Source organism: Streptomyces sp. NPDC029139, from assembly GCF_055564335.1.
The window spans coordinates 19,510-42,646 of the sequence record NZ_JBVHWN010000014.1; the positions used below are offsets into that span (position 1 = coordinate 19,510).

The 23,137-nt window shown below is 74.7% G+C and carries 10 protein-coding genes; 5 read left to right on the plus strand and 5 right to left on the minus strand.

Annotated elements, in window-relative coordinates:
* The first annotated feature begins 1 nt into the window (after window position 1).
* Window positions 2-1,447 (plus strand): FAD-dependent monooxygenase, encoded by a 1,446-nt coding sequence (locus tag ACZ4VW_RS26400; protein WP_467966538.1) that lies wholly within the window; start codon window positions 2-4, stop codon window positions 1,445-1,447.
* 320 nt (window positions 1,448-1,767) lie between these two features.
* On the opposite strand, the gene ACZ4VW_RS26405 is transcribed toward ACZ4VW_RS26400, so the two are convergent.
* Window positions 1,768-2,802: a 3-oxoacyl-ACP synthase III family protein gene (locus ACZ4VW_RS26405; RefSeq protein WP_467966540.1), complete on the minus strand. Its 1,035-nt coding sequence runs from the start codon at window positions 2,800-2,802 to the stop codon at window positions 1,768-1,770.
* A gap of 214 nt (window positions 2,803-3,016) precedes the next feature.
* On the opposite strand from ACZ4VW_RS26405, the gene ACZ4VW_RS26410 reads away from it, so the two are divergent.
* The 3 genes from ACZ4VW_RS26410 (at window position 3,017) to ACZ4VW_RS26420 (ending at window position 18,801) form a co-directional block, all read left to right on the plus strand.
* Window positions 3,017-14,962 carry an SDR family NAD(P)-dependent oxidoreductase gene (locus ACZ4VW_RS26410; protein ID WP_467966542.1) on the plus strand — a complete coding sequence of 3,982 codons (11,946 nt, stop codon included), beginning with the start codon at window positions 3,017-3,019 and terminating at the stop codon, window positions 14,960-14,962.
* Complete coding sequence (locus tag ACZ4VW_RS26415; protein WP_467966544.1) at window positions 14,959-18,168, plus strand: type I polyketide synthase; 3,210 nt, start codon at window positions 14,959-14,961, stop codon at window positions 18,166-18,168. The genes ACZ4VW_RS26410 and ACZ4VW_RS26415 overlap by 4 nt, the downstream gene beginning before the upstream one ends.
* 87 nt (window positions 18,169-18,255) lie before the next feature.
* On the plus strand, window positions 18,256-18,801 hold the full coding sequence (locus ACZ4VW_RS26420; protein ID WP_467966546.1) for a TetR/AcrR family transcriptional regulator: 546 nt from the start codon (window positions 18,256-18,258) through the stop codon (window positions 18,799-18,801).
* 45 nt (window positions 18,802-18,846) lie between these two features.
* Here ACZ4VW_RS26420 and ACZ4VW_RS26425 read toward each other — a convergent pair whose 3' ends face one another.
* On the minus strand, window positions 18,847-19,602 hold the full coding sequence (locus tag ACZ4VW_RS26425; RefSeq protein WP_467966549.1) for a thioesterase II family protein: 756 nt from the start codon (window positions 19,600-19,602) through the stop codon (window positions 18,847-18,849).
* 564 nt (window positions 19,603-20,166) lie between these two features.
* Here ACZ4VW_RS26425 and ACZ4VW_RS26430 point away from each other — a divergent pair.
* Window positions 20,167-20,385 carry a hypothetical protein gene (locus tag ACZ4VW_RS26430; protein ID WP_467966551.1) on the plus strand — a complete coding sequence of 73 codons (219 nt, stop codon included), beginning with the start codon at window positions 20,167-20,169 and terminating at the stop codon, window positions 20,383-20,385.
* Window positions 20,386-20,441: 56 nt separating this feature from the next.
* Here ACZ4VW_RS26430 and ACZ4VW_RS26435 read toward each other — a convergent pair whose 3' ends face one another.
* The 3 genes from ACZ4VW_RS26435 to ACZ4VW_RS26445 form a co-directional block, all read right to left on the minus strand.
* Window positions 20,442-20,936, minus strand: coding sequence for a DUF6099 family protein (locus ACZ4VW_RS26435; RefSeq protein WP_467966553.1), 495 nt, complete (start codon window positions 20,934-20,936; stop codon window positions 20,442-20,444).
* A 215-nt stretch (window positions 20,937-21,151) separates the two neighbouring features.
* Window positions 21,152-22,606 carry an AAA family ATPase gene (locus ACZ4VW_RS26440; protein WP_467966555.1) on the minus strand — a complete coding sequence of 485 codons (1,455 nt, stop codon included), beginning with the start codon at window positions 22,604-22,606 and terminating at the stop codon, window positions 21,152-21,154.
* 55 nt (window positions 22,607-22,661) lie between these two features.
* Window positions 22,662-23,084, minus strand: a complete 423-nt coding sequence (locus ACZ4VW_RS26445) for a cell division protein SepF (protein WP_467966557.1) — start codon at window positions 23,082-23,084, stop codon at window positions 22,662-22,664.
* Between the last annotated feature and the right edge of the window lie 53 nt (window positions 23,085-23,137).

Here is a 23,137-nt window from a genome sequence, read left to right on the forward strand (position 1 = left end):
TGTGACCGATCCAGTGATCGTCGTGGGCACCGGCCCCACCGGCCTGATGCTCGCCTGCGAGCTCGGTCTGGCCGGCGCGCCCGTCGTCGTCGTCGACCGCCGCGACACCCCCGACCCGCACTCCCCCGGCCAGGCGGTCAACGCGGCCGTCATGGGGCTGCTGGAACAGCGGGGTCTCGCCGACGAGCTCCGCGAGTCCGGGCTGCCGCTGCCCGGGGCGCACTTCTCCCTGCTCTGGCTGCGCCCCGAGCTGCTGACCGGCCCGCACCGGGTCGGCGGCGGGCTCCTGGTGCCGCAGCCCAGGCTGGCGGAGGTCCTGGAACGGCGCGCCCGGGAGCTCGGCGTGGACATCCGGCGCGGCCACGAGGTGACGGAACTGCGGCAGTCCGCCGACTCGGTGACCCTGCGGCTGCGCACCGCCGACGGCGAGTCCACGCTGCGCGGCGCGTACGTGGTGGCGGCGGACGGCGCCGCGAGCACCGTACGCACGCTGGCCGGCATCGGCTTCCTCGGCAGCGGCTGGACGGTGTCGGGCATCGTGGGCGACGTGGAGGCCGACTTCTCCGAACTGGCCGTCAACCATCTGGGCGCGCACTACACCGCCTCCGGCGGGGTGTACTCGGGCGCTCCCGCGGGACCCGGAGTCCTGCGGGTGATCACCACGCTCTTCGAGGGCGCGCCGGACGCGGGGACGGGGCCGGTGACGGCGGAGGAACTCCAGGGCGAGGTCGAGCAGCTCACCGGGCAGCGGCTGCCGGCCCGCGAGGTGGTGTGGGCGGAGCGGTTCACCAGCGTCAGCGGCAACGCGGAGCGCTACCGGTCCGGCCGGGTGTTCCTCGCCGGTGACGCCGCGCACTCCTTCTACCCGCTCGGCGGTCTGCGGCTGAGCACCTGCCTGCAGGACGCGGTCAACCTCGGCTGGAAGCTCGCCGCGGACCTGGCCGGCTGGGCGCCGCCCGGCCTCCTCGACACGTACCACGCCGAGCGGCACCCGGAGGGCGAGCGGGCCCGGCTGGCGCTCGACGCCCAGCTCGCCCTGATGCACCCGGTGGCCCGGGCGGCCGGGGCGCGTTCCCTCGTCGCGGACCTCGCCCGGTTCGAGGACGTCAACCGGTATCTGGTGGAGCTGGTGACCGGCGTGGACCTGCGCTATCCCCTCGGCGCCCCGGGGTCCGCCGCACCCGATCCCGCCCTGGGCGGCCGGGCCCCCGGCGCCGCGCCCCTGCTGCACGGGGGCCGCGGCCTGCTGCTCCTGGCCGACGGAGCCGACGGCGACGCGCACTCGCGTACGGCGGCGGGCTGGTCGGACCGGGTCGCCACGGCGGCCGCTCCGGCGGCCGGGGAGACCGGCTCCGTACTCCTGCGCCCGGACGGGCACGTCGTCTGGGCCGAGGGGTCGGGCGGTCTCGAGGCGGCGCTGAAGCACTGGTTCGGCGCGCCGCGCTGAGCAGGTCGGACACGACGAAGCGCCCGCGAACGGTTCGCGGGCGCTTCGTCGTGCCGCCCCCAGGGCGTGTCGCGTCGCGGGCGAGGCGGGACCTCGGCAACAGGCTCAGGCCCCAGGCCGTGTCCGGAAAGTCCCGCCCGGCCCGCGACGCCTGGCACGCCCTCCCCCGTAGCCCTCCGGGCACGGGAGGTGCCCCCACGCCGCGCTGTCGGATCGCCCCAGTACACCCCGTACGAGGGCGGCCCTCCGCCTTGCGATCGCACGCACAGACGCCGCAGGCCCTGCCCTGCGGGCAGACGGCGCTACTTTCCGGACACGGCCTAGGCGAGTTCGAGGGCGAAACCCGCCTTGAGCCACTTGCTGGACTCCACGGAGATCCCGAGGACCCGGTCACCCGGCGCCAACTGCGGCAGGACCTCTTCCAGCTGGAAGAACGGCATCGCGTTGCCGGTGTTGGCGATGGTGTCGACGCGGGTGATCTCCTCCGCCAGCGGCATGTCCAGGCCCTCGACGATCCGCCGCGTCATGCGCCCGGAAAGCTGGGGCGGGAGCAGGTAGTCGACGTCGGGGGCCGTCCAGCCGAGGTCTCCCAGAAGCTCCTCGGCGATCTCCCGGGACATCACCGGGACGGACTCCTCGATCGCCTTGTAGTCCTCCTTGATGTGGGCCCGGTCCGCGTCCGCGCGGTCGAGTGCCCCGGTCCACTCGACGACCTGGCCGGGCTCACGGTTCAGCCCGGTCAGGCGGTTGAGGACCCGGCGGATCACCGGCGCTCCCGGCGCGGGCTCCGCGCTCAGGACGGCCGCGCCGGCCCCGTCGCCGAACAGGACGAAGTTGACCAGCTCGGCCGAGTCGAGCTTCGCGAGGTCGACGCCGGGGTCGTAGTGGCGCGAGCACAGCTCTCCGCCGATCACCAGGGCCGTGCGGTGACCGCCGGCCCGCAGCAGCTGACGGCCGATGTCGAGGGCCTGGAACGCGCCCGCGCAGCCCGACTGGAGCTGGTACGTCGGCACGCCGTCGATGCCGAGCCGGTCCGCGACGACGTTGACGGTGGCGGGCATCAGCTGGTCGGGGGTGGCGGTGCCGAGGACGACGAGGTCGATGTCCCCGGCGCCGACGCCCGCGCTCTCCAGGGCGCGCGCGGCGGCCCGGGTGGCCAGGTCGGCGAGGGTCGACCGGAGCTTCCCGGTGCTCAGATCCACCGACAGGTGCCGGGCCCGGGTGCCGACGAACGCGTCGACCCACTGCTCCCAGATCGGGTCCATGCCGAAGTGGCGGGCCAGGTCCGCGTTGTCCAGGGGATCGCCGGGCAGCGCGGTTCCGACCGACAGGATGTGGATTTCCGAGGCTTCCATTCCGCCACTGTCGGCCGCCCGGCTGACGCCCCGCTAAAGAGCCTCTTAGGGGGTGCCTGGGGATCTTGCCGGGCTCCCGCCCCGGGCTCTCCCCGGGGGCCCGCGCCGCCGCCGGTACGCGACCGGCGGCGGCTTTAGGTCTCGCTAAGCAGCCCGCAAGCCGTGTCGGCGACGTTGCCGAGCACGACCGTCTGGGCACACGAGGGATGGGTTCATGGCCAACGAAGCGAAACTCCGGGATTACCTCAAGCGGGTCACCACCGACCTGCAGCAGACCCGGCAGAGGCTGACCGACGCCGAGGCCGCGGCGCACGAGCCGATCGCGATCGTCGGTATCGGCTGCCGCTTCCCGGCCGATGTGCGCAGCCCCGAGGACCTGTGGCGGCTGCTCGCCGCCGGCGGCGACGCGATCACGGACTTCCCCGAGGGCCGCGGCTGGGACCTCGACCGGCTCCACGCGCCGGACCCGGAGTCCGACGCCCCCGCCACCACGTACGTCGCCAAGGGCGGTTTCCTGCACGACGCGGACCGCTTCGACGCCGAGTTCTTCGGCATCAGCCCGCGCGAGGCCGAGGCGATGGAGCCGCAGCAGCGGGTGCTCCTGGAGACCGCCTGGGAGGCCCTGGAGCGCTCCGGGATCTCCCCGGACACGCTGCGCGGCAGTGACACCGGCGTGTTCGTCGGCGCCATCGCCCAGGACTACGCGCGCCCCGAGGAGGTCCGCCCCGAGCTGGAGGGCTATCTCGTCACCAACACCACGAGCGTGGTCTCCGGCCGGATCGCGTACACGCTCGGTCTGGAAGGCCCGGCGCTCACCATCGACACCGCCTGCTCGGCCTCCCTCGTCGCCCTGCACCTGGCCACCCAGTCGCTGCGCCAGGGCGAGTGCTCGCTGGCGCTGGCCGGCGGGGCGACGATCATGTCGTCCCCCGTACTGTTCACGGAGTTCAGCCGGCAGCGCGGCCTCGCGGCCGACGGGCGCTGCAAGGCGTTCGCCGCCGGGGCCGACGGCACCGGCTTCAGCGAGGGTGCCGCGCTGCTCGTCCTGGAGAGGCTGTCGGACGCGCGGCGCAACGGCCATCCGGTGGTGGCGGTGATCCGCGGCACGGCGGCGAACCAGGACGGCGCCAGCAACGGTCTGACCGCGCCCAACGGCCTGGCGCAGGAGGCGGTCATCCGCCAGGCACTGGCCAATGCCCGGCTGACGGCCGACCAGGTCGACGCCGTCGAGGCGCACGGCACGGGCACGACCCTGGGCGACCCGATCGAGGCGCAGGCGCTGATCAACACGTACGGGCAGGGCCGGGGCGCCGGTGAGCCCGTGTGGCTCGGGTCGATCAAGTCCAACATCGGTCACACCCAGGCCGCGGCGGGCGTCGCCGGCGTCATCAAGATGGCTCTGGGGATGCACCACGGGGTGCTGCCCCGGACCCTCCACGTCGATCGGCCGTCCGATCACGTCGACTGGTCGGACGGGGCGCTGCGGCTGCTCGACGAGGAGCGGCCCTGGCCGGTGGCGGAGGGCCGGCCGCGGCGTGCGGCCGTGTCCTCCTTCGGGATCAGCGGCACGAACGCGCACGTCGTCATCGAACAGGCCCCGGCCGACCACGAGCCGGAGCCGGCGGAACTTCCCGGGATTCCCTGGCTGTTGTCGGCGAAGAGCGACGAGGCGCTGCGCGACCTGGCGCGGCAGCTGCACACGTACGCCGTCGAGCACCCGGACGTTCCGGCCGAGCGGGTCGCCGCCTCGCTGGCCGCCCGTAGCCGCTTCGACCACCGCGCCGTCGTCGACACCACGGACCGTGCCGCCCTCCTCGCCGGCCTCACGGCGCTCGCCGACGGCGCCGAGGCCCCCGGTGTGGTCACCGGTTCCGTGACCCCCGGCAAGACGGCGTTCCTCTTCACGGGACAGGGCAGCCAGCGGCTGGGCATGGGGCGCGAACTGTACGAGACGGAACCGGTGTTCGCCGCCGCGTTCGACGAGATCACCGCTTCCTTCGACCGCCGCCTCGACCGCCCCCTGCGCGCGGTCATGTGGGGGCAGGACGCGGAGCTCCTGAACCGGACCGAGTACACGCAGGCGGCGCTCTTCGCCCTGCAGACCGCGCTGTACCGGACTCTGGAGCACCACGGGCTCAGCCCCGACGCGCTGATCGGTCACTCGATCGGTGAGATCACCGCCGCCCATGTCGCCGGTGTCCTCGACCTGGCCGACGCGGTGACCCTGGTCGCCGCCCGGGGCCGGCTCATGCAGGCCGCCCGCTCCGACGGCGGGATGCTGGCCGTCCAGGCGACCGAGGAGGAAGTCCGCTCCTTCCTCGCCGGGTTCGACGGCAGGCTGACGATCGCCGCGCTGAACGGACCCCGGGCGACGGTCCTGTCGGGTGACGAGGACGCCGTCGCCGAAGCGGCCGCGTACTGGACCGGTCTCGGCCGCCGGGCCAAGCGTCTGACGGTCAGCCATGCCTTCCACTCGGCCCACATGGACGGCGTCCTCGACGACTTCACCGCCGCCGTCGCCGAACTCACCTTCCACGCACCGGAGATCCCCGTGATCTCCAACGTCACCGGGCTCCCCGCCACCGGCGACGACCTCACCACCCCCGCCTACTGGGCCGAGCACATCCGCCGCGCCGTCCGCTTCCACCCCGGCATCCAGCACCTCGAGGCGAGCGGCGTCAGCCGCTACCTCGAACTCGGCCCCGACGCCACCCTCACCACTCTCGCGCAGGACACCCTCGCCACGCCCGCGACGCTGGCGGCGACCCTGCGCGGCAAGGTCTCCGAGCCCCTCGCCTTCGCCACCGCCGTGGCCCGCATGCACACCGGCGGCCACACCCCCACGACGTGGCAGCCCACGCACACCCCCGCCCACCCCGACGACCTGCCGACCTACCCCTTCCGGCGGGACCACTTCTGGGTCGAGCGGACGTCCGCCGGGGCGTCCGACGTCGCCTCCGCCGGGCTCGTCTCCGCCGGACACCCCTTCCTGGGCGCCCTGGTGACCCTTGCCGACACCGACCAGGTCGTCCTCACCGGCCGGATCTCCCTGCGCACCCATCCCTGGCTCGCCGACCACACCATCGCCGGCACCACCCTCCTGCCCGGCACCGCCTTCACCGACCTCGCCCTCCACGCCGCGAGCCACACCGACACCCCCACCGTCGAGGAACTCACCCTCGAAGCCCCGCTGATCCTCGGCGAGCGGGGCTCGGTGGACCTCCAGCTGGTCGTCGACGCGGCGACCGGTTCCGGCCGCCGCGCTTTCACCCTCCACGCGCGGGCTGACGAGGCGGAGTCCTGGACCCGACACGCCTCCGGCACCCTGACCACCGGCGTGGCGGCCCCCGAGGCACTCCCGTGGCCGCCGCCCGGCGAACCCGTCGACCTCACGGGCCTCTACGAGGACGTGCACGCCCACGGCTACACCTACGGCCCGACGTTCCAGGGCCTCACCGCCCTCTGGCGCGACGGGGACGACCTGTACGCCGAGATCACCCTGTCCGAGGAGACCGACCCCCTCGGTCACCCGGTCCACCCCGCGCTGCTCGACGCCGCTCTCCACCCGCTCCTGCTCGATCTGGTGGGCGGCGCGCCGGACGGGGTGCGGCTGCCGTTCAGCTGGTCGGACGTCAGCCTGCACGCCACCGGCGCCGGCCGGCTGCGGGTGCGCCTGACCCGGTCGGGGTCCGACACGGTCGCGCTGACCGCCACCGACCCCGAGGGGGGCGCGGTCCTGACCGTCGGCGCCCTCCTGATCCGCCCGGCCGACCTGGCCTCGGCGTCCGCCGCGTCCGGCGACCGGTCCCACGCCCTGTTCCGCGTGGACTGGCGCCCCGTCCCCGGCGCGACCGACGCCCGGCCCGGGGCCGACACGCGGACCGGGGACGACGCCCGGGCCGCGGACGAGCGGACCGGGGCCCCCGCGCCCGTCCGGGCGGTGGTCGGCCCCGACGTCATCGGCGTCACCGCCGCCCTGGGCGAGGGCGTCGTCCACCACGCCGACCTCGACGCCCTGGCCGCCGCCGAGGGACCCGTGCCGGCCGAGGTGCTGCTGCCCTTCACTCCGGGGCGCCCGTCCCGGGGCACGTACAACCCGGTGGAGATCGCGCGCGAGGCGCCGCACCGCATGCTGGGGCTGATCCAGCGCTGGCTGGCCGACGAGCGGTTCGCCGGCTCCCGGCTGGTCGTGGTCACCCGCAACGCCGTCTCCACCCGCTACGACGAACCGATACGAGACCAGAGCCTGGCCGTGTGGGGGCTGGTCCGCTCCGCGCAGACCGAGCACCCCGGCCGCTTCCTGCTGATCGACCTGGACCGCGAGGAGAGCTCGTACCGCGCTCTCGGGACGGCGCTGGACACGGCCGATGAGACCCAGCTCGCGATCCGCCGCGGCGCCATCCTCGCCGCCCGGCTGAGCGCCGCCGCGCCCGAGGGGCGGCTCGCGGTGCCGGCGGACGCGCCGGACTGGCGGCTCGGCTCGACCGCGAAGGGGACCCTGGAGAACCTGGCGCTGCTGCCCGCCGAGGCCGCCGACGCCCCGCTCGGACCCGGCCAGGTGCGGGTCGCCGTCCGGGCCGCCGGACTGAACTTCCGCGACGTCCTCATCACCCTGGGCCAGTATCCCGGCGAGGCGCCGATCGCCAGCGAGGGCGCCGGCTACGTCCTGGAGACCGGTCCCGGGGTGACCTCGGTGGAGGTCGGCGAGCGGGTGATGGGCCTGTTCACCGAGGGAGCGGCGGGGCCCGTCGCCGTCACCGACCACCGGCTGCTGACCGGCGTGCCGCGCGGCTGGTCGTTCGCCCAGGCCGCCGCGACCCCCGTGGTCTTCCTGACCGCCCTGTACGCGCTGACCGACCTGGCGGACGCCCGCGCCGGCCAGACCGCGCTGATCCACGCGGCCGCCGGCGGTGTCGGCATGGCAGCGACGCAGATCGCCCGCGACCGCGGTCTGGAGGTGTACGGCACGGCCTCACCGGCCAAGTGGGACGCGCTGCGCTACCAGGGCTTCGACGACGCCCACCTGGCCAACTCCCGCACCCTCGACTTCGAGCGGGAGATCCTCGCCGCCACCGGCGGGCGGGGCGTGGACGTGGTCCTCGACGCGCTCGTCGGCGACTACGTCGACGCGTCGCTGCGGCTGCTGCCGCGCGGCGGCCGGTTCGTCGAGATGGGCAAGGCGGACATCCGCGATCCCGAGCGGGTCGCCGAGGCGCACCCGGGTGTCGTCTACCGGTCGTTCGACCTGATGGAGGCCGGCCCCGACCGTATCCAGGAGATGCTGACCGAGCTGCGGGCCCGCTTCGAGGCGGGCAGGCTGGCCCCGCTGCCGGTGGAGGCGTGGGACATCCACCGGGCGCAGGACGCGTTCCGGTACCTGGGCCAGGCCCGGCACGTCGGCAAGGTGGTCCTGACCCTGCCCCGCGCCCTGGACCCCGAGGGCACGGTGCTCGTGACCGGTGGCACCGGCACCCTCGGGCGGCGCTTCGCCCGCCATCTGGCCACCCGGCACGGTGTGCGCCGGCTGCTCCTGACGAGCCGGCGCGGCCCCGAGGCCCCCGGTACGGAGGAGTTGGTGGCCGAGCTCGCGGCGCTGGGCGCCCGGGCCACCGTGGTCGCCTGCGACACGGGCGACCCGGCGGACGTGGGCCGGCTGATCGCGGCGGTGGAGCCCGAACACCCGCTGACCGCCGTCGTGCACACGGCCGGTGTGCTGGACGACGGCACCATCGAGTCGATGACACCGCAGCGGCTCGACACGGTCGCGCGGCCCAAGCAGGACGCCGCCTGGCTGCTGACGGACGCCGTCCGCCCTCTCGACCTGGCCGCCTTCGTGATGTTCTCGTCGTTCGCCGGGATCGTCGGCAACGCGGGTCAGTCCAACTACGCAGCCACCAACTCCTTCCTGGACGGCCTCGCCGCCTACCAGCGCGCCAACGGTCTGCCCGGCGTCTCCCTCGCCTGGGGTCTGTGGGGCGTCGACGACGACGGCTCCGGCGGCGGAATGGCCGGCGCGCTCGCGGACGGCGACCGGGCCCGGCTGGCGGGCGCGGGCCTCGCGCCGATCGACCCGGAGCGCGGCCTCGACCTCTTCGACGAGGCGCTCACCTCCGACGAGCCCCTGCTCGTCCCGCTCCGTCTGGACCTGCCCGCGCTGCGGGCCCGCGCCGAGGCCGGCACGCTGCCGCCGCTGCTGCGCGGTCTGGTCCGGCCGCGGACCCGGCGGGCGGCGGCCGGCCGGACCGCCCCGGCGGGCGCCGCGTCGCTGACCGAGCGGCTCGCCGCCCTCGACGAGGCGGAGCGCGACCGGCAGTTGCTGGCCCTGGTACGGGCCGAGGCCGCGGCCGTCCTCGGCCACGGCGCCGCCGACTCCCTCGCGCCGGAACGGGCGTTCAAGGACGTCGGCTTCGACTCCCTCACGGCGGTGGAGCTGCGCAACCGGCTCAACTCCGCCACCGGGCTGCGCCTCCCGTCGTCGCTGGTCTTCGACCACCCCACGCCGGCGGCGCTCGCCGCCCATCTGCGCACCGGGCTGCTCGGGGACACGGCGCCCGCCCCCGCGCCGGCCGGCACGCGGAAGACGGGCGGACCCGCGACTCCCGGCGACGACGATCCGATCGCCATCGTCGGCATGGCCTGCCGCTACGCGGGTGGGGTCGCCTCGCCCGAGGACCTGTGGCGTCTCGTGGCCTCCGGCACCGACGCGGTGACCGACTTCCCGGAGGACCGGGGCTGGGACACCGAGGGCCTGTACGACCCCGACCCCACCCGGTCCGGGACCTCGTACACCCGGCGCGGCGCGTTCCTGAGCGGGGCCGACCGTTTCGACGCGGCGTTCTTCGGGATCAACCCGCGCGAGGCGACGGCGATGGACCCGCAGCAGCGGCTGCTCCTCGAAACGGCCTGGGAGGCCGTGGAGCGCGCCGGGATCGACCCGACGACGCTGCGCGGCAGCGACACGGGCGTGTTCGCGGGCGTCGTCGCCGGCGACTACGTCACCCGGCTCGGCCACGCTCCCGAGACCGTCGAGGGATACCTGGCGACGGGTACGACCGCCAGCGTCGCCTCGGGCCGTATCGCCTACTCCTTCGGTCTCGAAGGCCCGGCCGTCTCGGTGGACACGGCGTGCTCGTCGTCGCTGGTGGCGCTGCACCTGGCCGCGCAGTCGCTGCGGCAGGGAGAGTGCTCGCTGGCCCTGGCCGGCGGCGCGACCGTGCTGGCGGGTCCCACCAGCTTCATCGAGTTCAGCCGCCAGCGGGCGCTCTCCCCCGACGGGCTCTCCAAGGCGTTCTCGGACTCCGCCGACGGCACGGGCTGGGGTGAGGGCGCCGGCCTGCTGCTCCTGGAGCGGCTCTCCGACGCCCGGCGCAACGGCCACCCCGTTCTCGCCCTGGTGCGGGGCACGGCCACCAACCAGGACGGCGCCAGCAACGGCCTCTCCGCCCCGAACGGCCCGTCGCAGGAGCGGGTGATCCGGCAGGCCCTGGCGAACGCCCGGCTGACCGCCACGCAGGTGGACGCCGTCGAGGCGCACGGCACCGGCACCCGGCTCGGCGACCCCATCGAGGCGCAGGCACTCATCAACACGTACGGCAGCGAACGGAACACCGAACACCCCCTGTGGCTCGGCTCCTTGAAGTCCAACATCGGTCACACGATGGCCGCGGCGGGCGTCGGCGGCGTCATCAAGATGGTGATGGCCATGCATCACCGCAGGCTGCCGAAGACCCTCCATGTCGACCGGCCCACCGCACACGTCGACTGGTCCGACGGCACCGTCCGGCTGCTCACCGAGGACCGCGCGTGGGACACGGCCGGCGAGGAGCCGCGCCGGGCCGGGATCTCCTCCTTCGGGATCAGCGGCACCAACGCGCACGTCATCATCGAGCAGGCCGACGCCGGATCCGCCGCCACCGATCCGGTGGGCGAGGAGGCCCCGGCGCTCCCCTGGCTGTTGTCGGCGAAGACCGAGGAGGCGCTCAAGGACCAGGCGCGGCAGCTCCGCGCGTACGCCACGGAGCATCCCGGCGTCCCGGCCGGGCGGATCGCGGACGCGCTCGCGGCCCGGACCCGCTTCGACCACCGCGCCGTCCTCCACGGCGGCGACCGCGAGGCCCTGCTGTCCGGGCTCGACGCCCTCGCCCGAGGGAAGGAGGCCCCGGGGCTGGTGACCGGCACCACCGTGGGCCACGAGCCCGGCCGCCCCGTGTTCGTCTTCCCCGGCCAGGGCAGCCAGTGGCTGGCGATGGGCCGCGACCTCATGGCGGAGAGCGATGATTTCGCCGGATACGTACGGGAGTGCGCCGAGGCGCTCGCCCCGCACACCGACTGGGACCTGACCGAGGTGCTGACCGGTGACCCGGGGGCCGCCTCGCTCGACCGGGTCGACGTGGTGCAGCCCGCGCTGTTCGCGATGATGGTCTCGATCGCCCGGCTCTGGCGCCGGCACGGCGTCGAGCCCGCCGCCGTGATCGGGCACTCCCAGGGCGAGATCGCGGCCGCGTACCTCTCCGGCGCGCTCACCCTCGCCGACGCCGCCAAGGTCGCCGCGCTGCGCAGCAGGGCCATCACCCGGCTCGCCGGCACCGGCGGCATGCTGTCCGTGCAACTGCCCGCGGACGCCGTGCGGGAGCGCCTGCTCGACGACACGTACGTCGCCGCGGTCAACGGCCCGGCCGCGACGGTCGTCTCGGGCGCCGCCGACGCCCTGGAGAGGCTCAAGGAGCGGCTCGTCGCCGAGAAGGTCCGGGCCAGGATGATCCCGGTCGACTACGCCTCGCACTCCCCGCACGTCGACGCGCTGGAGGACGAACTGCGGGAGCTGCTGAGCGGGGTCGCTCCCGGCGCGGCCGACGTGCCGTTCTACTCCACCGTCACGCACGCCCCGCTCGCGGGGGCGGAGCTCACCGGCGCCTACTGGCTGCGCAATCTGCGCGAGCCGGTGCTCTTCGAGGAGACCGTGCGGCGGCTGCTGGCCGACGGGCACACCACGTTCATCGAGGTGAGCCCGCATCCCGTGCTCGTCACCGCGATCCAGGACACGATCGAGGTGGCCGGGACCCCGGCGGTCGCGCTCGGCTCCCTGCGCCGCGACCAGGGCGGCCTCGGGCGCTTCACCACCTCGCTCGCCGAGGCGCATGTGGCGGGCACCTCGCCCGGCGCGTGGCGCCCCGCGCGGCACCCGGCGGACCCGGCCGGACTGCCCACCTACCCGTTCCAGGGGCAGCGTTACTGGCTGGAGGGGTCCGGGAAGGCCGTCGACGCCGACGGCCTCGGTCTGGACGCGGCCGGGCACCCGCTGCTCGGCGCGAGCGTCCCGCTCGCCGAGGGCGACGGGGTGGTGTTCACGGGCCGGATCTCGCTGCGTACCCACCCCTGGCTGGCCGAGCACGCGGTGGAGGGCACCCCGATCCTGCCGGGCACCGGGTTCCTGGACCTGGCGCTGCACGCGGCGGTGCGGACGGGCGCGGGCGCGGTGGACGACCTCACTCTGGAGGCCCCGCTGACGCTCGCAGAGCAGGGCGCGGTGGCCCTTCAGGTGACCGTCGGCGCCCCGGACGCGGCGGGCGGCAGGCCGCTCGCGATCCACTCCCGTTCCGGTGACGACTCCGGGTGGATCCGGCACGCCACCGGCTCCCTCGCCCCCACCCCAGCCCCCGCCGAACACCTCACCTGGCCCCCGCCCGGCGAACCCGTCGACCTGCACGACGCCTACGACCACCTCGCCACCCGCGGCTACGCCTACGGACCCCTCTTCCAAGGCCTCACCGCACTCTGGCACCACAACGACGACCTCTACGCCGAAGTCAGCCTCCCCGACGACACCGACACCACCGGCCACACCCTCCACCCCGCCCTCCTCGACGCCGCACTGCACCCGCTGGCGCTGGCACCGGTCGGCGGATCCCAGGACACGGAGGAGGTCCTGCTGCCCTTCTCGTTCAGCGGGGTGGCCCTGCACGCCACCGGCGCCAAGGCGCTGCGGGTGCGGCTGACCCGGACCGGGAAGACCACGGTCGCCCTCCGGGTCACCGACCCCGACGGCGTGCCCGTGGCCGACTGCGAGACCTTGGCGCTGCGGCCGCTGCCGGCGGCGGAGCTGGCCGCGCTGCGGTCCCGTGGCGCGGGCGACCTGCCTCTGTACACGGTGGAGTGGACCGGTCCGGGCACCGGCCAGGCCGCGGCCGGGCCGGCCGAGGGTGCGTGGGCGGTGCTCGGGGAGGACACCGACGGCATCGCGGGGGTTCTTGGGGCGTCCGTGTTCGCCGGCCCCGCCGAACTCGGCGCGGCCGTCGCGGACGGCACGGTACGGCTGCCGGACACGGTCGTCGCCTCGTTCCCGGGACCGTACGGCCATGCCGGAACACCGGACACCACGCCGTCGGGCGCCGACCTCCGGGCCGCGCTCACCCCGCTCCTCGCGCTGCTGCGCGGCTGGCTGGACGACGAACGCCTGGCCGCCGGGCGGTTGTTGGTGGCGGTACGCGGCACGGTCGCCGTGCGGGACGGGGAGCGCGTCGACCCGGTGGCCGCCGCCGTGTGGGGTCTCCTGCGTACGGCACGGACCGAGAACCCGGACCGGATCGTGCTGGTGGACCACGACGGGACGGCGGCCTCCCTCCAGGCCCTGGCCTCGGCCGCCGTGGCCGACGAGGGCGAGCTCGCCGTGCGGGAGGGAGCGCTGTTCGTTCCTCGGCTCGCCGCCGCGCCGCGCGTCCCGCGCTCCGCAGGGCAATCGGAGCGGGCCTGGGACCCGGACGGGACGGTGCTGGTCACCGGCGCGACCGGCACGCTCGGCGGTCTGCTCGCCCGTCGGCTCGTCACCGGCCACGGAGTGCGGCATCTGCTGCTGACCAGCCGGCGCGGTCCGGCCGCCCCGGGCGCCGGGGAGCTCGCCGACGAACTCACCGCGCTGGGCGCGGAGGTCCGGATCGAGGCGTGCGACGCGAGCGACCGCGCCTCGCTCGCCGCCCTGCTGGCCACCGTACCGGCCGACCGTCCGCTGACGGCGGTGGTGCACGCGGCGGGGTCCCTGGACGACGGGGTGATCCAGTCGCTGACACCGGAGCGGCTCGACACGGTGCTCGCCGCCAAGGCGGACGCCGCGCTGCACCTCCATGAGCTCACCCGTGAGCTGCCGCTCGCCGCCTTCGTGCTGTTCTCCTCCCTCGCGGGGGTCGTGGGCAACGCGGGGCAGGGCAACTACGCCGCCGCCAACGCCCTGCTGGACGGTCTGGCCGCGCATCGCCGCTCCCTCGGCCTGCCCGCGGTCTCCCTGGCCTGGGGTCTGTGGGCGGACAGCAGCGCGCTGACCGGTCACCTCGGCGACCGGGAACGCGACCGGCTCGGCCGCGACGGTGTCGTACCGCTGACGGCGGAGGACGGTCTCGCCCTCCTCGACCTCGCCCTCCTCGGTGTCGGCCCGGCCGATGGGCCGGCCGCCGTCGTCGCGGCGCGCCTGGACCGCGCGGAACTGCGGCGCCGGGCCGGCGCGGGGCTCCTGCCGCCGCTCTTCTCGGGCCTGGTGAAGGCCCCGGCGCGCCGGGCGGCGGCCGCCTCGGCGTCCAGGTCTCTGGCCGAGCGGCTGGTCTCGGTGCCGGACTCGGATCGCGAGCGGCTGGTGCTCGACCTGGTGCGGGAGACGGCCGCGGTCGTCCTCGGCCACCGTGACACGGCCCTCATCGACGACGAGCACTCGTTCAAGGAGCTCGGCTTCGACTCCTTGACGGCGGTGGAGTTCCGCAACCGTCTGAGCGCCGCCACGGGCCTGCGGCTGCCCGCGACGGTGGTCTTCGACCATCCCTCGCCGGCCGCGCTCGCCGGCCTGCTGCGCGCCCAGGCGGAGGTGGCGGCGAAGACCCCCGACGGGGCGGCTCCGGGGGCTCCGGCGGATCCGGGCGGAAGCCCCGCGTCCGCCCTCGATCCGCTCGCCGGACTCGACGCCCTGGAACGGGCACTGGCCCGGACCCCGGACGCGGACACCGGCACCCGTACAGAGGTCGGCAGGCGGCTGCGGGAACTGCTGCGCGGGCTGGAGGCGCCGACGGCGCCCTCGGCCGACGCGGCACCGGACGTGGCGAGCCGTATCAAGTCGGCGTCGGCCACCGATCTTCTCGACCTCATCGACAGCGAATTCGGCAGGAAGGCCCGGTCGAAGTGACGACGCCGACGAACACCGAGCACACCGAGCACTCCGCGGGCTCCGCCTCCCAGGAGGAGAAGCTGGTCGAGTACCTCAAGTGGATCAGTGCCGAACTGCACGAGACGCGGCAGCGTCTCGACGAGGTCGAGTCCGCCGCGCGGGAGCCGATCGCGATCGTCGGGATCGGCTGCCGCTACCCCGGCGGCATCCGCGGCCCCGAGGACCTGTGGCGGGTCGTCGACTCCGGCACCGATGCCATCGGCGGCTTCCCGGAGGACCGCGGCTGGGACCTCGACGCGCTGTACGACGCCGATCCCGACCGCTCCGGCACCTCGTACACGCGCAACGGCGGGTTCCTGCCCGACGCCACCGAGTTCGACGCGGGGTTCTTCGGGCTCAGCCCGCGCGAGGCGCTGGCGACCGACCCGCAGCACCGGCTCCTCCTGGAGACCACCTGGGAGGCGCTCGAACAGGCCGGGCTCGACCCCCGGGAACTCCGGGGCAGCCGGACGGCGGTGTACGCCGGCCTGATGTACAGCGACTACGCGGCGCGGCTCCCGCACATCCCGGCGGAGGTCGAGGGGTTCATCGGCAACGGCACCGCCCCCTCGGTCGCCACCGGCCGGATCGCCTACACCTTCGGCTTCGAGGGGCCGGCCGTCACCGTCGACACCGCATGCTCCTCCTCGCTGGTCGCCATCCACCTCGCCGTCCAGGCGCTGCGCCAGGGCGAGTGCTCGCTCGCGCTGGCCGGCGGGGCGACGGTCCTGTCGACACCGGGCCTGTTCACCGAGTTCAGCCGGCAGCGGGGGCTCTCCCCCGACGGACGGTGCAAGTCCTTCGCCGCCTCCGCCGACGGCACCGGCTTCGGCGAGGGCGCGGCGCTGATCGTCCTGGAGCGGCTCTCCGACGCCCGGCGCAACGGCCACGACGTCCTCGCCGTGATCCGGGGCAGCGCCACCAACCAGGACGGCGCGAGCAACGGGCTGACCGCGCCCAACGGTCCGGCCCAGGAGGCGGTCATCCGCCAGGCGCTGGACAACGCCCGGCTGGCGCCCGCCGATGTCGACGCCGTGGAAGCCCACGGCACCGGCACGACGCTCGGCGACCCGATCGAGGCACAGGCGCTGGTCCACGCCTACGGCAAGGAGCGGGCCCCGGACCGACCGCTGTGGTTGGGCGCGCTCAAGTCGAACATCGGGCACACCCAGGCGGCGGCCGGGGTCGGCGGCGTCATCAAGATGGTGATGGCGCTGCGCCACGGCGTGCTGCCCCGCACTCTGCACGCGGACGAGCCGACGCCGCACGTGGACTGGGGGAGCGGGACGGTACGGCTGCTGTCCCGGCCCCGCCCGTGGCCGGCGGAGGAGGGCCGGCCGCGCCGGGCCGCCGTCTCCTCGTTCGGGATCAGCGGCACCAACGCGCATCTGATTTTGGAGGAGGCGCCCGAAGCGCCGGAACCGGAGGTCCCGGACGGGGGCCCGGGACCGGATGCGGCCCCCGTACCTCTCCCGGTCACCGCCTGGCCGCTGTCGGGGCGGGGCGCCGAAGCGCCGGCCGCGCAGGCCCGCCGGCTCCTCGACCACCTGGCGGACCATCCTTCGCTCACCGACGCGGAGGTGGCCGCGGCCCTGGCCGCCCGCCCGGCGCTGGAGGACCGGGCCGTGGTCCTCGGCGAGAACCGCGAGACGCTGCTGCGCGGCCTGGCGGACCTCGCGGCCGGGTCCCGGTCGGCCGGTGTCGTGCGGGGCAGGACCGAGCGCAGGGCGCGCACCGCGTTCCTGTTCACCGGTCAGGGCAGCCAGCGGGCCGGTATGGGTCGGGAGCTGTACGGTGCCCACCCGGTCTTCGCCGCCGCGTTCGACGAGGTGTGCGGGCTCTTCGACGCGCACCTGGAACATCCGCTGCGGGAGGTCGTGTTCGCGGCTCCGCGGACCCCTCGGGCCGCGCTGCTGGACCGGACGCAGTACGCGCAGGCCGCCCTGTTCGCCCTGGAGACGGCCCTGTTCCGGACCATGGAACACCACGGCTTCGTCCCGGACTTCGTGATCGGACACTCCGTCGGTGAGCTGGCCGCCGCCCACGCGGCCGGCGTGCTCACACTGGAGGACGGCGTCGCCCTCGTCGCCGTCCGCGGCCGGCGCATGGAGTCGGCGCGCGGCGACGGCGCCATGGTGTCCCTCCAGGCGTCCGAGGACGAGGTCGACGCCTTCCTCACCGAGCGGTACGCCGGACGGCTGACGGTCGCCGCCGTGAACGGCCCGCGGTCCGTGGTCGTCTCGGGTGACGCCGACGCGGCCGCCGAGGCCACCGCCCACTGGCGGGCGCAGGGCCGCAAGACCAAGCGGCTGCGGGTCAGCCACGCCTTCCACTCCCCCCATATGGACGGCATCCTCGACGCGTTCCGCGGCGCCGTCTCCGAGCTGTCCTTCAAGCCGCCGGTGATCCCCCTGATCTCCAACCTCACCGGCCTGCCCGCGACCGCCGACGAGCTGTGCTCCCCCGACTACTGGGTGCGGCACGTCCGTCAGGCCGTGCGTTTCCACCCGGGCGTCCGCCACCTGGAGGACCAGGGGGTCCGGTTCCATGTCGAACTCGGCCCGGACGGGGTCCTCGCGGCGCTCGCCGGGCAGAGCCTGCGGGAGGAGCCGCCGGTCCTCGTCCCGGCGCTGCGGGGCGACCGCCCCGAGCTGCGGACGCTGCTCACGGCGCTCGGCCTGGCATGGGCGCACGGCCGCCCGGTGCACTGGGGCGACACCTCCGGTACCGGCCGGCGCGTGCCCCTTCCCCCGTACGCGTTCCAGCGGCGCGCGTACTGGCTGAACGCACCGGCCCGGCGGCCCGCCGACGAGCCGGCCGCCCTCGTGATCCCGGCGCGGGACGGGGGCCCCGACGTCGTCGATGCCCTCGGACACCCCGTCCTGCGCCGGCACCTCGCCGAGCTCGGCCCCCGGGAGCGGGAGGCGGAGCTGCTCGAGCTGGTCCGGGTGACGGCGGCTTCGGTGCTCGGGCACGAGTCGGCGGCGGAGATCGCCCCGGACGCGACGTTCCTGGAGGCGGGGTTCACCTCGTTCACGGGGCTCGAGCTGCGGAATCTGCTGAGCGACGCGACGGGCCTCGACCTGCCGGCCGCGGTCGTCTTCGACCATCCGACCCCCGCCGCGCTGGCCGGGAGGCTGGGAACGGAGATCGGCGGAGAGGAGTCTCCGGCGCAGGCAGGATAGAATACGGGGCCATACCCCGGTTCTGGTGCCGCTGCCGTCGCCGACGGGAGCGGCACCGTTCCCGCACGGCAAGGAGAAGAAAGCCCGATGCGCGCAGACGCCCGCCGCAACTACGAGCGACTCCTGTCCGAGGCCAGGAAGGCTTTCGACAAGCACGGCATCCACACGTCGCTCGACGACATCGCCCGGCAGGCGGGGCTGGGCAACGCGACGCTCTACCGCCACTTCCCCACCCGCGAGAGCCTGCTCGAGACGATGCTCCGCGACAGCATCTCCGAACTCGGCGACACCGCACGGGAGCTGCTGACCACGGAGCCGGCCGGTGCCGCGCTGGCGACCTGGGTACGGGCGGCGGTGGCCCACGCCACCACGTACCGGGGTCTCGTGACGATGCTGATGGACAGCCTCAAGGACGAGACGTCCGAGCTGAACAACGCCTGTACGTCGATGCAGTCGTCCGGCCAGCAGCTCCTGGAGCGGGCTCAGCGGGCCGGGGAGGTACGGGACGACACCACGGCCTCCGAGCTGTTCGCGCTGATCGCGGCGGCGGCCTGGACCCGGGAGCACGCCCCCGACGAGGCCGACCAGGTGCTGACCGTCCTCATCGACGGGCTGTGGCCCCCACGGCCCTGACCGGGTGGCGGGCCCGCCCTCCCGGCCGGGCCTGCGGGCCTGTGCTCAGCGCGGCAGCCGCGACAGCCTGCGGGTGATCAGCGCGGCGAGCTCGTCGGCCCGGTCCGCCAGGTAGAAGTGCCCTCCACCGGGAAAGACCGTGCTGGCGAACTCCCCGGTGGTGTGGGCCTGCCAAGCCCGCGCCTCCTCCTCCGTCACCCGAGGGTCACGATCCCCGAGAAGAACCTCGACGGGCACCGGGACGACCGCGTCCGGCCCCGGACGGTACGTCTCGATCGCCCGGTAGTCGGCGCGCAGCGGCGGCAGGACCAGCTCACGCATCTCCGGGTCCGCGAGCAGCTCGGCGGGAACCCCGCTGAGCCGCTGCGTCTCCGCGATCAGCGCGTCGTCGTCGAGCAGGTGGAAAGCCTCCGCCCGGTGGGTCGACGGCGCCCGTCGGCCCGAGGCGAACAGCACCGCCGGCTCACTGAGCAGCGCCGCCTCGAACGCGACGATCGCCCCCATACTGTGGCCGAAGTAGGCCGGCCGGCGGTCCGCCCACGGCTCCAGTGCGGCCACCACTCCCGCCGCCAGCTCCCGGACGTCGTCCACGGGAGGTTCCGCCCTGCGGTCCTGACGACCGGGGTACTGGACGGCCAGCACTTCGACGGCGGGGCTGAGCAGCCGCGAGAGCCCGTGGAAGTAACTGGCCGAGCCTCCCGCATGGGGAAAGCAGACGAGCGGTATCCGCTCCGGGGCACCAGGGGCAGGCGCGTGATACCGCCTGATCCACACCTCGCTGTCGACCATGAGGCCCGTCATGCCGTGTACTCCTCGCGTCGGATCGGCTGCAGACCTCGCCGATCCTTCCGCATCTCCCTAAAGTCGCGGTTACGCGCGGGACTTGCCCGCCTCCGCCTCCCTCTGCGGGACCTGCCCGGCTCTCCCTCTCCCTCTGCGCGACCTGCCCGCCTCGCCCCCCTTGCCCCTTGCCCCTTGCCCCTTGCCCCTTGCGGAATCCTTCTCCCTCGCCCCGTCCCCCCGCGAGCCCCGCGCGTCCTCCCCCCTGCGCGATCCGTCTACCTCGCCCCGCCCACCTGCGCGCCCAGGGCACATGAGCCCGTCCCTCACCGCCGGTTTGCCCTTGGCCTTCCGCCAGTCCTTCCGTCAATGCTTCCGTCAGCATCCGATTCGCTCCTGCCCGCGCGGGTGAATACCGGCTCCCTGGCCAGGCGCGTCCGGCCGGGCCAGTGACCAGGGCCCGGCGCGCGTCGTTGGCTCGGGCGGAGCCGGACCGCCCGGCCCACGCGCCGGCGGCCGCTGCCGGTGTGTCGTTCTCACGTGTGTCCCTCCCCCACGGGAAGGGCCTGGGCCGAGGAGGCCGCCATGTCCCAGGAAGCCGCGCCTGAACGGGCGATGCCCGAGCAGCCGGTGCAGCAGTCCGTGCCCCAGCAGAAGGGCGCCGGCGCCCCCAAGGGCCTGCTGCAGCAGATGGAGGAGTTGATGGCGGCGCTCACCGCCGATCTGTCGCAGCTCGACGCCGACCTTCAGTCCTCGGCGGACCGCCATGAGCCCCGTGCGGAGGCCGAGCCCCGCACGGGCTGACAGCGTCCCGGCCGCCCACCGCCCGTCTCCCCGGCCGGCGTCCGCGCGGTTCCCGTTCATGACGGTCCCGCCGGGCCCGCCCGCCCGCGGGCGGCATCGGGCGGCCGGTCCCGCTCCCGCACCGCGAGGCGGCGCAGCATCCCCCGCACCCTGTCGTTCGACTCGTCGGCGGCGTCGATCGCCTCGATGCACTGCCAGTAGAGGCCCTCCTCGTCGGTGACGCAGGCCACCCCGACGAGAGCGATGCCGACCTCTCCCAGCAGTGCCCCCAACGCCGTCAACGCCACACGCGTATCCGCCACTTCCGTCAGCTGAGCCGCCCTCAATCCGCTGGTGCGCGCCGCCGGATGGACGACCGCGCCGCTCCCGCCGGCGGTCTCGCTCAGCCCTCGGGCCTCGCTCCGCAGCTCCAGCGGTCCACAGACCGCCAGATGACTCCCTATCGCCTGGGCGAGGGCCTGCGCCTGCCAGGCCTCCGCCACGATGTCCCATGCTTCCCTGCTGCGCGCCAGCGCGTTCCGCCCCGTCGCGATCAGTCGCTCCGCTTCCATCGACGCCGCCCCCGTTCGTACGACTTACTGCCCACTCAGTCCATTACCCACAGTGAAGGCGCCTGAGCCCCGACGCCAGAGGAATTCGGAAATCTGTGGACAGGAAGCTCGACGGGGAAAACCCGCTCACTCCGAAGAGTGACGATGACCGTGTGCGAGGGCGCCCCGGGCCGTCCCCCGGCCGCACGCCCGGGAGTCCCGCTCCGTACCTCCCGTCACCGCACCAGGTCGACGACCGACACCCCGGGCGTCTCCCGCGCGCTCGCCACGGCGGTCTCCCCGACGGTTCCCACGAGTCTGATGTGCCCACCGGCACAGATGGTCGTGGCGAGGGACAGCAGCTCCCGGAGCTGCCGACGGTCCAGCCCGTGATCCCATCCGTCGGCGAGAACGGTCAACGTCCGCATGGCGTCCGGCACTTCGGCGAGCTGATCCATGGCGAGCACGCCCGGGCCGGTGAGGAGGACGAGGGCCAGCGCGAGATAACGGAGTTCCCCGTCGCCGAGCCGCCCCAGCGGGGTGGCCGTCGGACTCGGCGCGGGGGCCGACACGACAGCCGGCGAAGCGGCCGGCGAGGTGCCCGCCCCCGAGCCCACCCCGACCATCCGCTCCAGCCCCGCCCGCTCCAGCCCCGCCCGCTCCGGCCCCCCACGCTCCGACATCGCTCGTTCCAGGACCGCCCGTACCCGCCCGTCCGGAAGCTCCTCGACACCGAGACCCGTCACCGTCCCTGCGCAACCCGCGCCGGCGACCGAGGCCAACCGGGCGTGCCGGCGCGGGCAGTCGGTGCGGGTGCGGTGCAGCACCTCGGCGAGGTTGTCGCAGCCCCGCCGCAACCGTCCCTCCCCCGCCGGAACGGGAGCGCGCATCAGGTCCGGCCGGGGGTCGCAGACGAACACCGAACGCAGCGCCACCACCACCTGCTCGGCCGCCGCCAGCACCTCCAGCTGCCCCTTGGTCTTGCCCGCGACGCGCAGGGGCAACAGGGCCGTCCCCAGCAGGTCGTCGGGGAAGGGGGCCCGTGTGACGGGAGTGGCTCCCGCCGTGTGCCATTCGGCCTGGACGGCGTCGCGGCCGGGATCACGGAGGGCGGTGGCGAGCAGCGTACGGCCGCGGCAGGTCAGCCGTTCGCCGACGATACGGAGCCGGGGTTCGGCCTGGACGGCGAGGTCGAGATGCACGGGGCCCACCGGGCCGTCGACGGTGCATCCGATCCTGAACCCCCGCCTCCCCTGGGCGTCGGGCCTGGCCCGTTCCGGAACGCAGTCGGCCGCGTCGGGAAAGGCCGTGGCCAGGTCGTCGCCCGCGCCCAGCCGCGCCAGCGCCTCGTACGCCCGCAGCGCGCTCGACTTCCCGCTCCCGCTCGCGCCGGCGAAGAGGGTCACCGGCCCCAGCGGGTGGACGGCGGCGCGGTGGGCGGCGAAGGCGGAGAGGCGTAGTTCCGTGACGGTGGGACGAGCAGGACCGGCGGGGCGTCGGGGCGACCCGCCACCGACCTGTCGTAACGCGTCGCGCGCGGGACCGTGAACGGTTCCCGGGGCAGGGACGCGGGTGACGGAAGGCGCGGTGACGGGGGTGGCGGAAGGTGTGGTGGCGCGGCTGGCGGACGGCGCGGTGGCAGGGGTGGCGGAAGCGTCGGAATCGGGCGTGAGGCCGCCGGTGGAGTACATGCCCGGACGGTACGCAGACCGTCGTATGACGAACCGTTACGCCGTGATGACCTTCCTACGATCGGGGGACGGAGACGCCCTCGTCGTCCTGCGACTCCGTCTCCGGCGCGCCCTCGACCTCGGTGCCTGCCGGGGTCAGCAGGAAGACGTTGCGGTCGACCCGGTGCATGGCGCTGCCGAGCCCGAAGACGACGCCGCTGCTGAAGTCCAGGATGCGCTTGGCGACTTCGGTGTCGGCGCCGGTCAGATCGAGCAGCACCGGGATCTGGGCGATGAGGTATTCGGCCACCTCACGGGCGTCGGCGAAGACCTGCACACGCAGGACGACCATACGGCGCTGCTCGGCGGCCCCGTACGGGTCGGGCATCGCGCGGTGGTCGACCCGGGACGGCCATTCGTCCCGCCCGCGCAGGGGGACGACCTGTGCCAGACCCTCCCACTGCTCGTCGGTGACGTCGTACCTCTCGTACCTACTCATGCACACATCCTCCCGCCCCTCACCCGTTCGGCCCAACACCGACACGAACGACT

Excerpts from the sequence above, each read along its gene's own strand:
- ACZ4VW_RS26405 (WP_467966540.1), bottom strand. The coding sequence starts at position 2,802 with ATGGAAGCCTCGGAAATCCACATCCTGTCGGTCGGAACCGCGCTGCCC.
- ACZ4VW_RS26410 (WP_467966542.1), top strand. The coding sequence starts at position 3,017 with ATGGCCAACGAAGCGAAACTCCGGGATTACCTCAAGCGGGTCACCACC.
- ACZ4VW_RS26420 (WP_467966546.1), top strand. The coding sequence starts at position 18,256 with ATGCGCGCAGACGCCCGCCGCAACTACGAGCGACTCCTGTCCGAGGCC.
- ACZ4VW_RS26425 (WP_467966549.1), bottom strand. The coding sequence starts at position 19,602 with ATGACGGGCCTCATGGTCGACAGCGAGGTGTGGATCAGGCGGTATCAC.
- ACZ4VW_RS26430 (WP_467966551.1), top strand. The coding sequence starts at position 20,167 with ATGTCCCAGGAAGCCGCGCCTGAACGGGCGATGCCCGAGCAGCCGGTG.
- ACZ4VW_RS26435 (WP_467966553.1), bottom strand. The coding sequence starts at position 20,936 with ATGGAAGCGGAGCGACTGATCGCGACGGGGCGGAACGCGCTGGCGCGC.
- ACZ4VW_RS26440 (WP_467966555.1), bottom strand. The coding sequence starts at position 22,606 with ATGTACTCCACCGGCGGCCTCACGCCCGATTCCGACGCTTCCGCCACC.
- ACZ4VW_RS26445 (WP_467966557.1), bottom strand. The coding sequence starts at position 23,084 with ATGAGTAGGTACGAGAGGTACGACGTCACCGACGAGCAGTGGGAGGGT.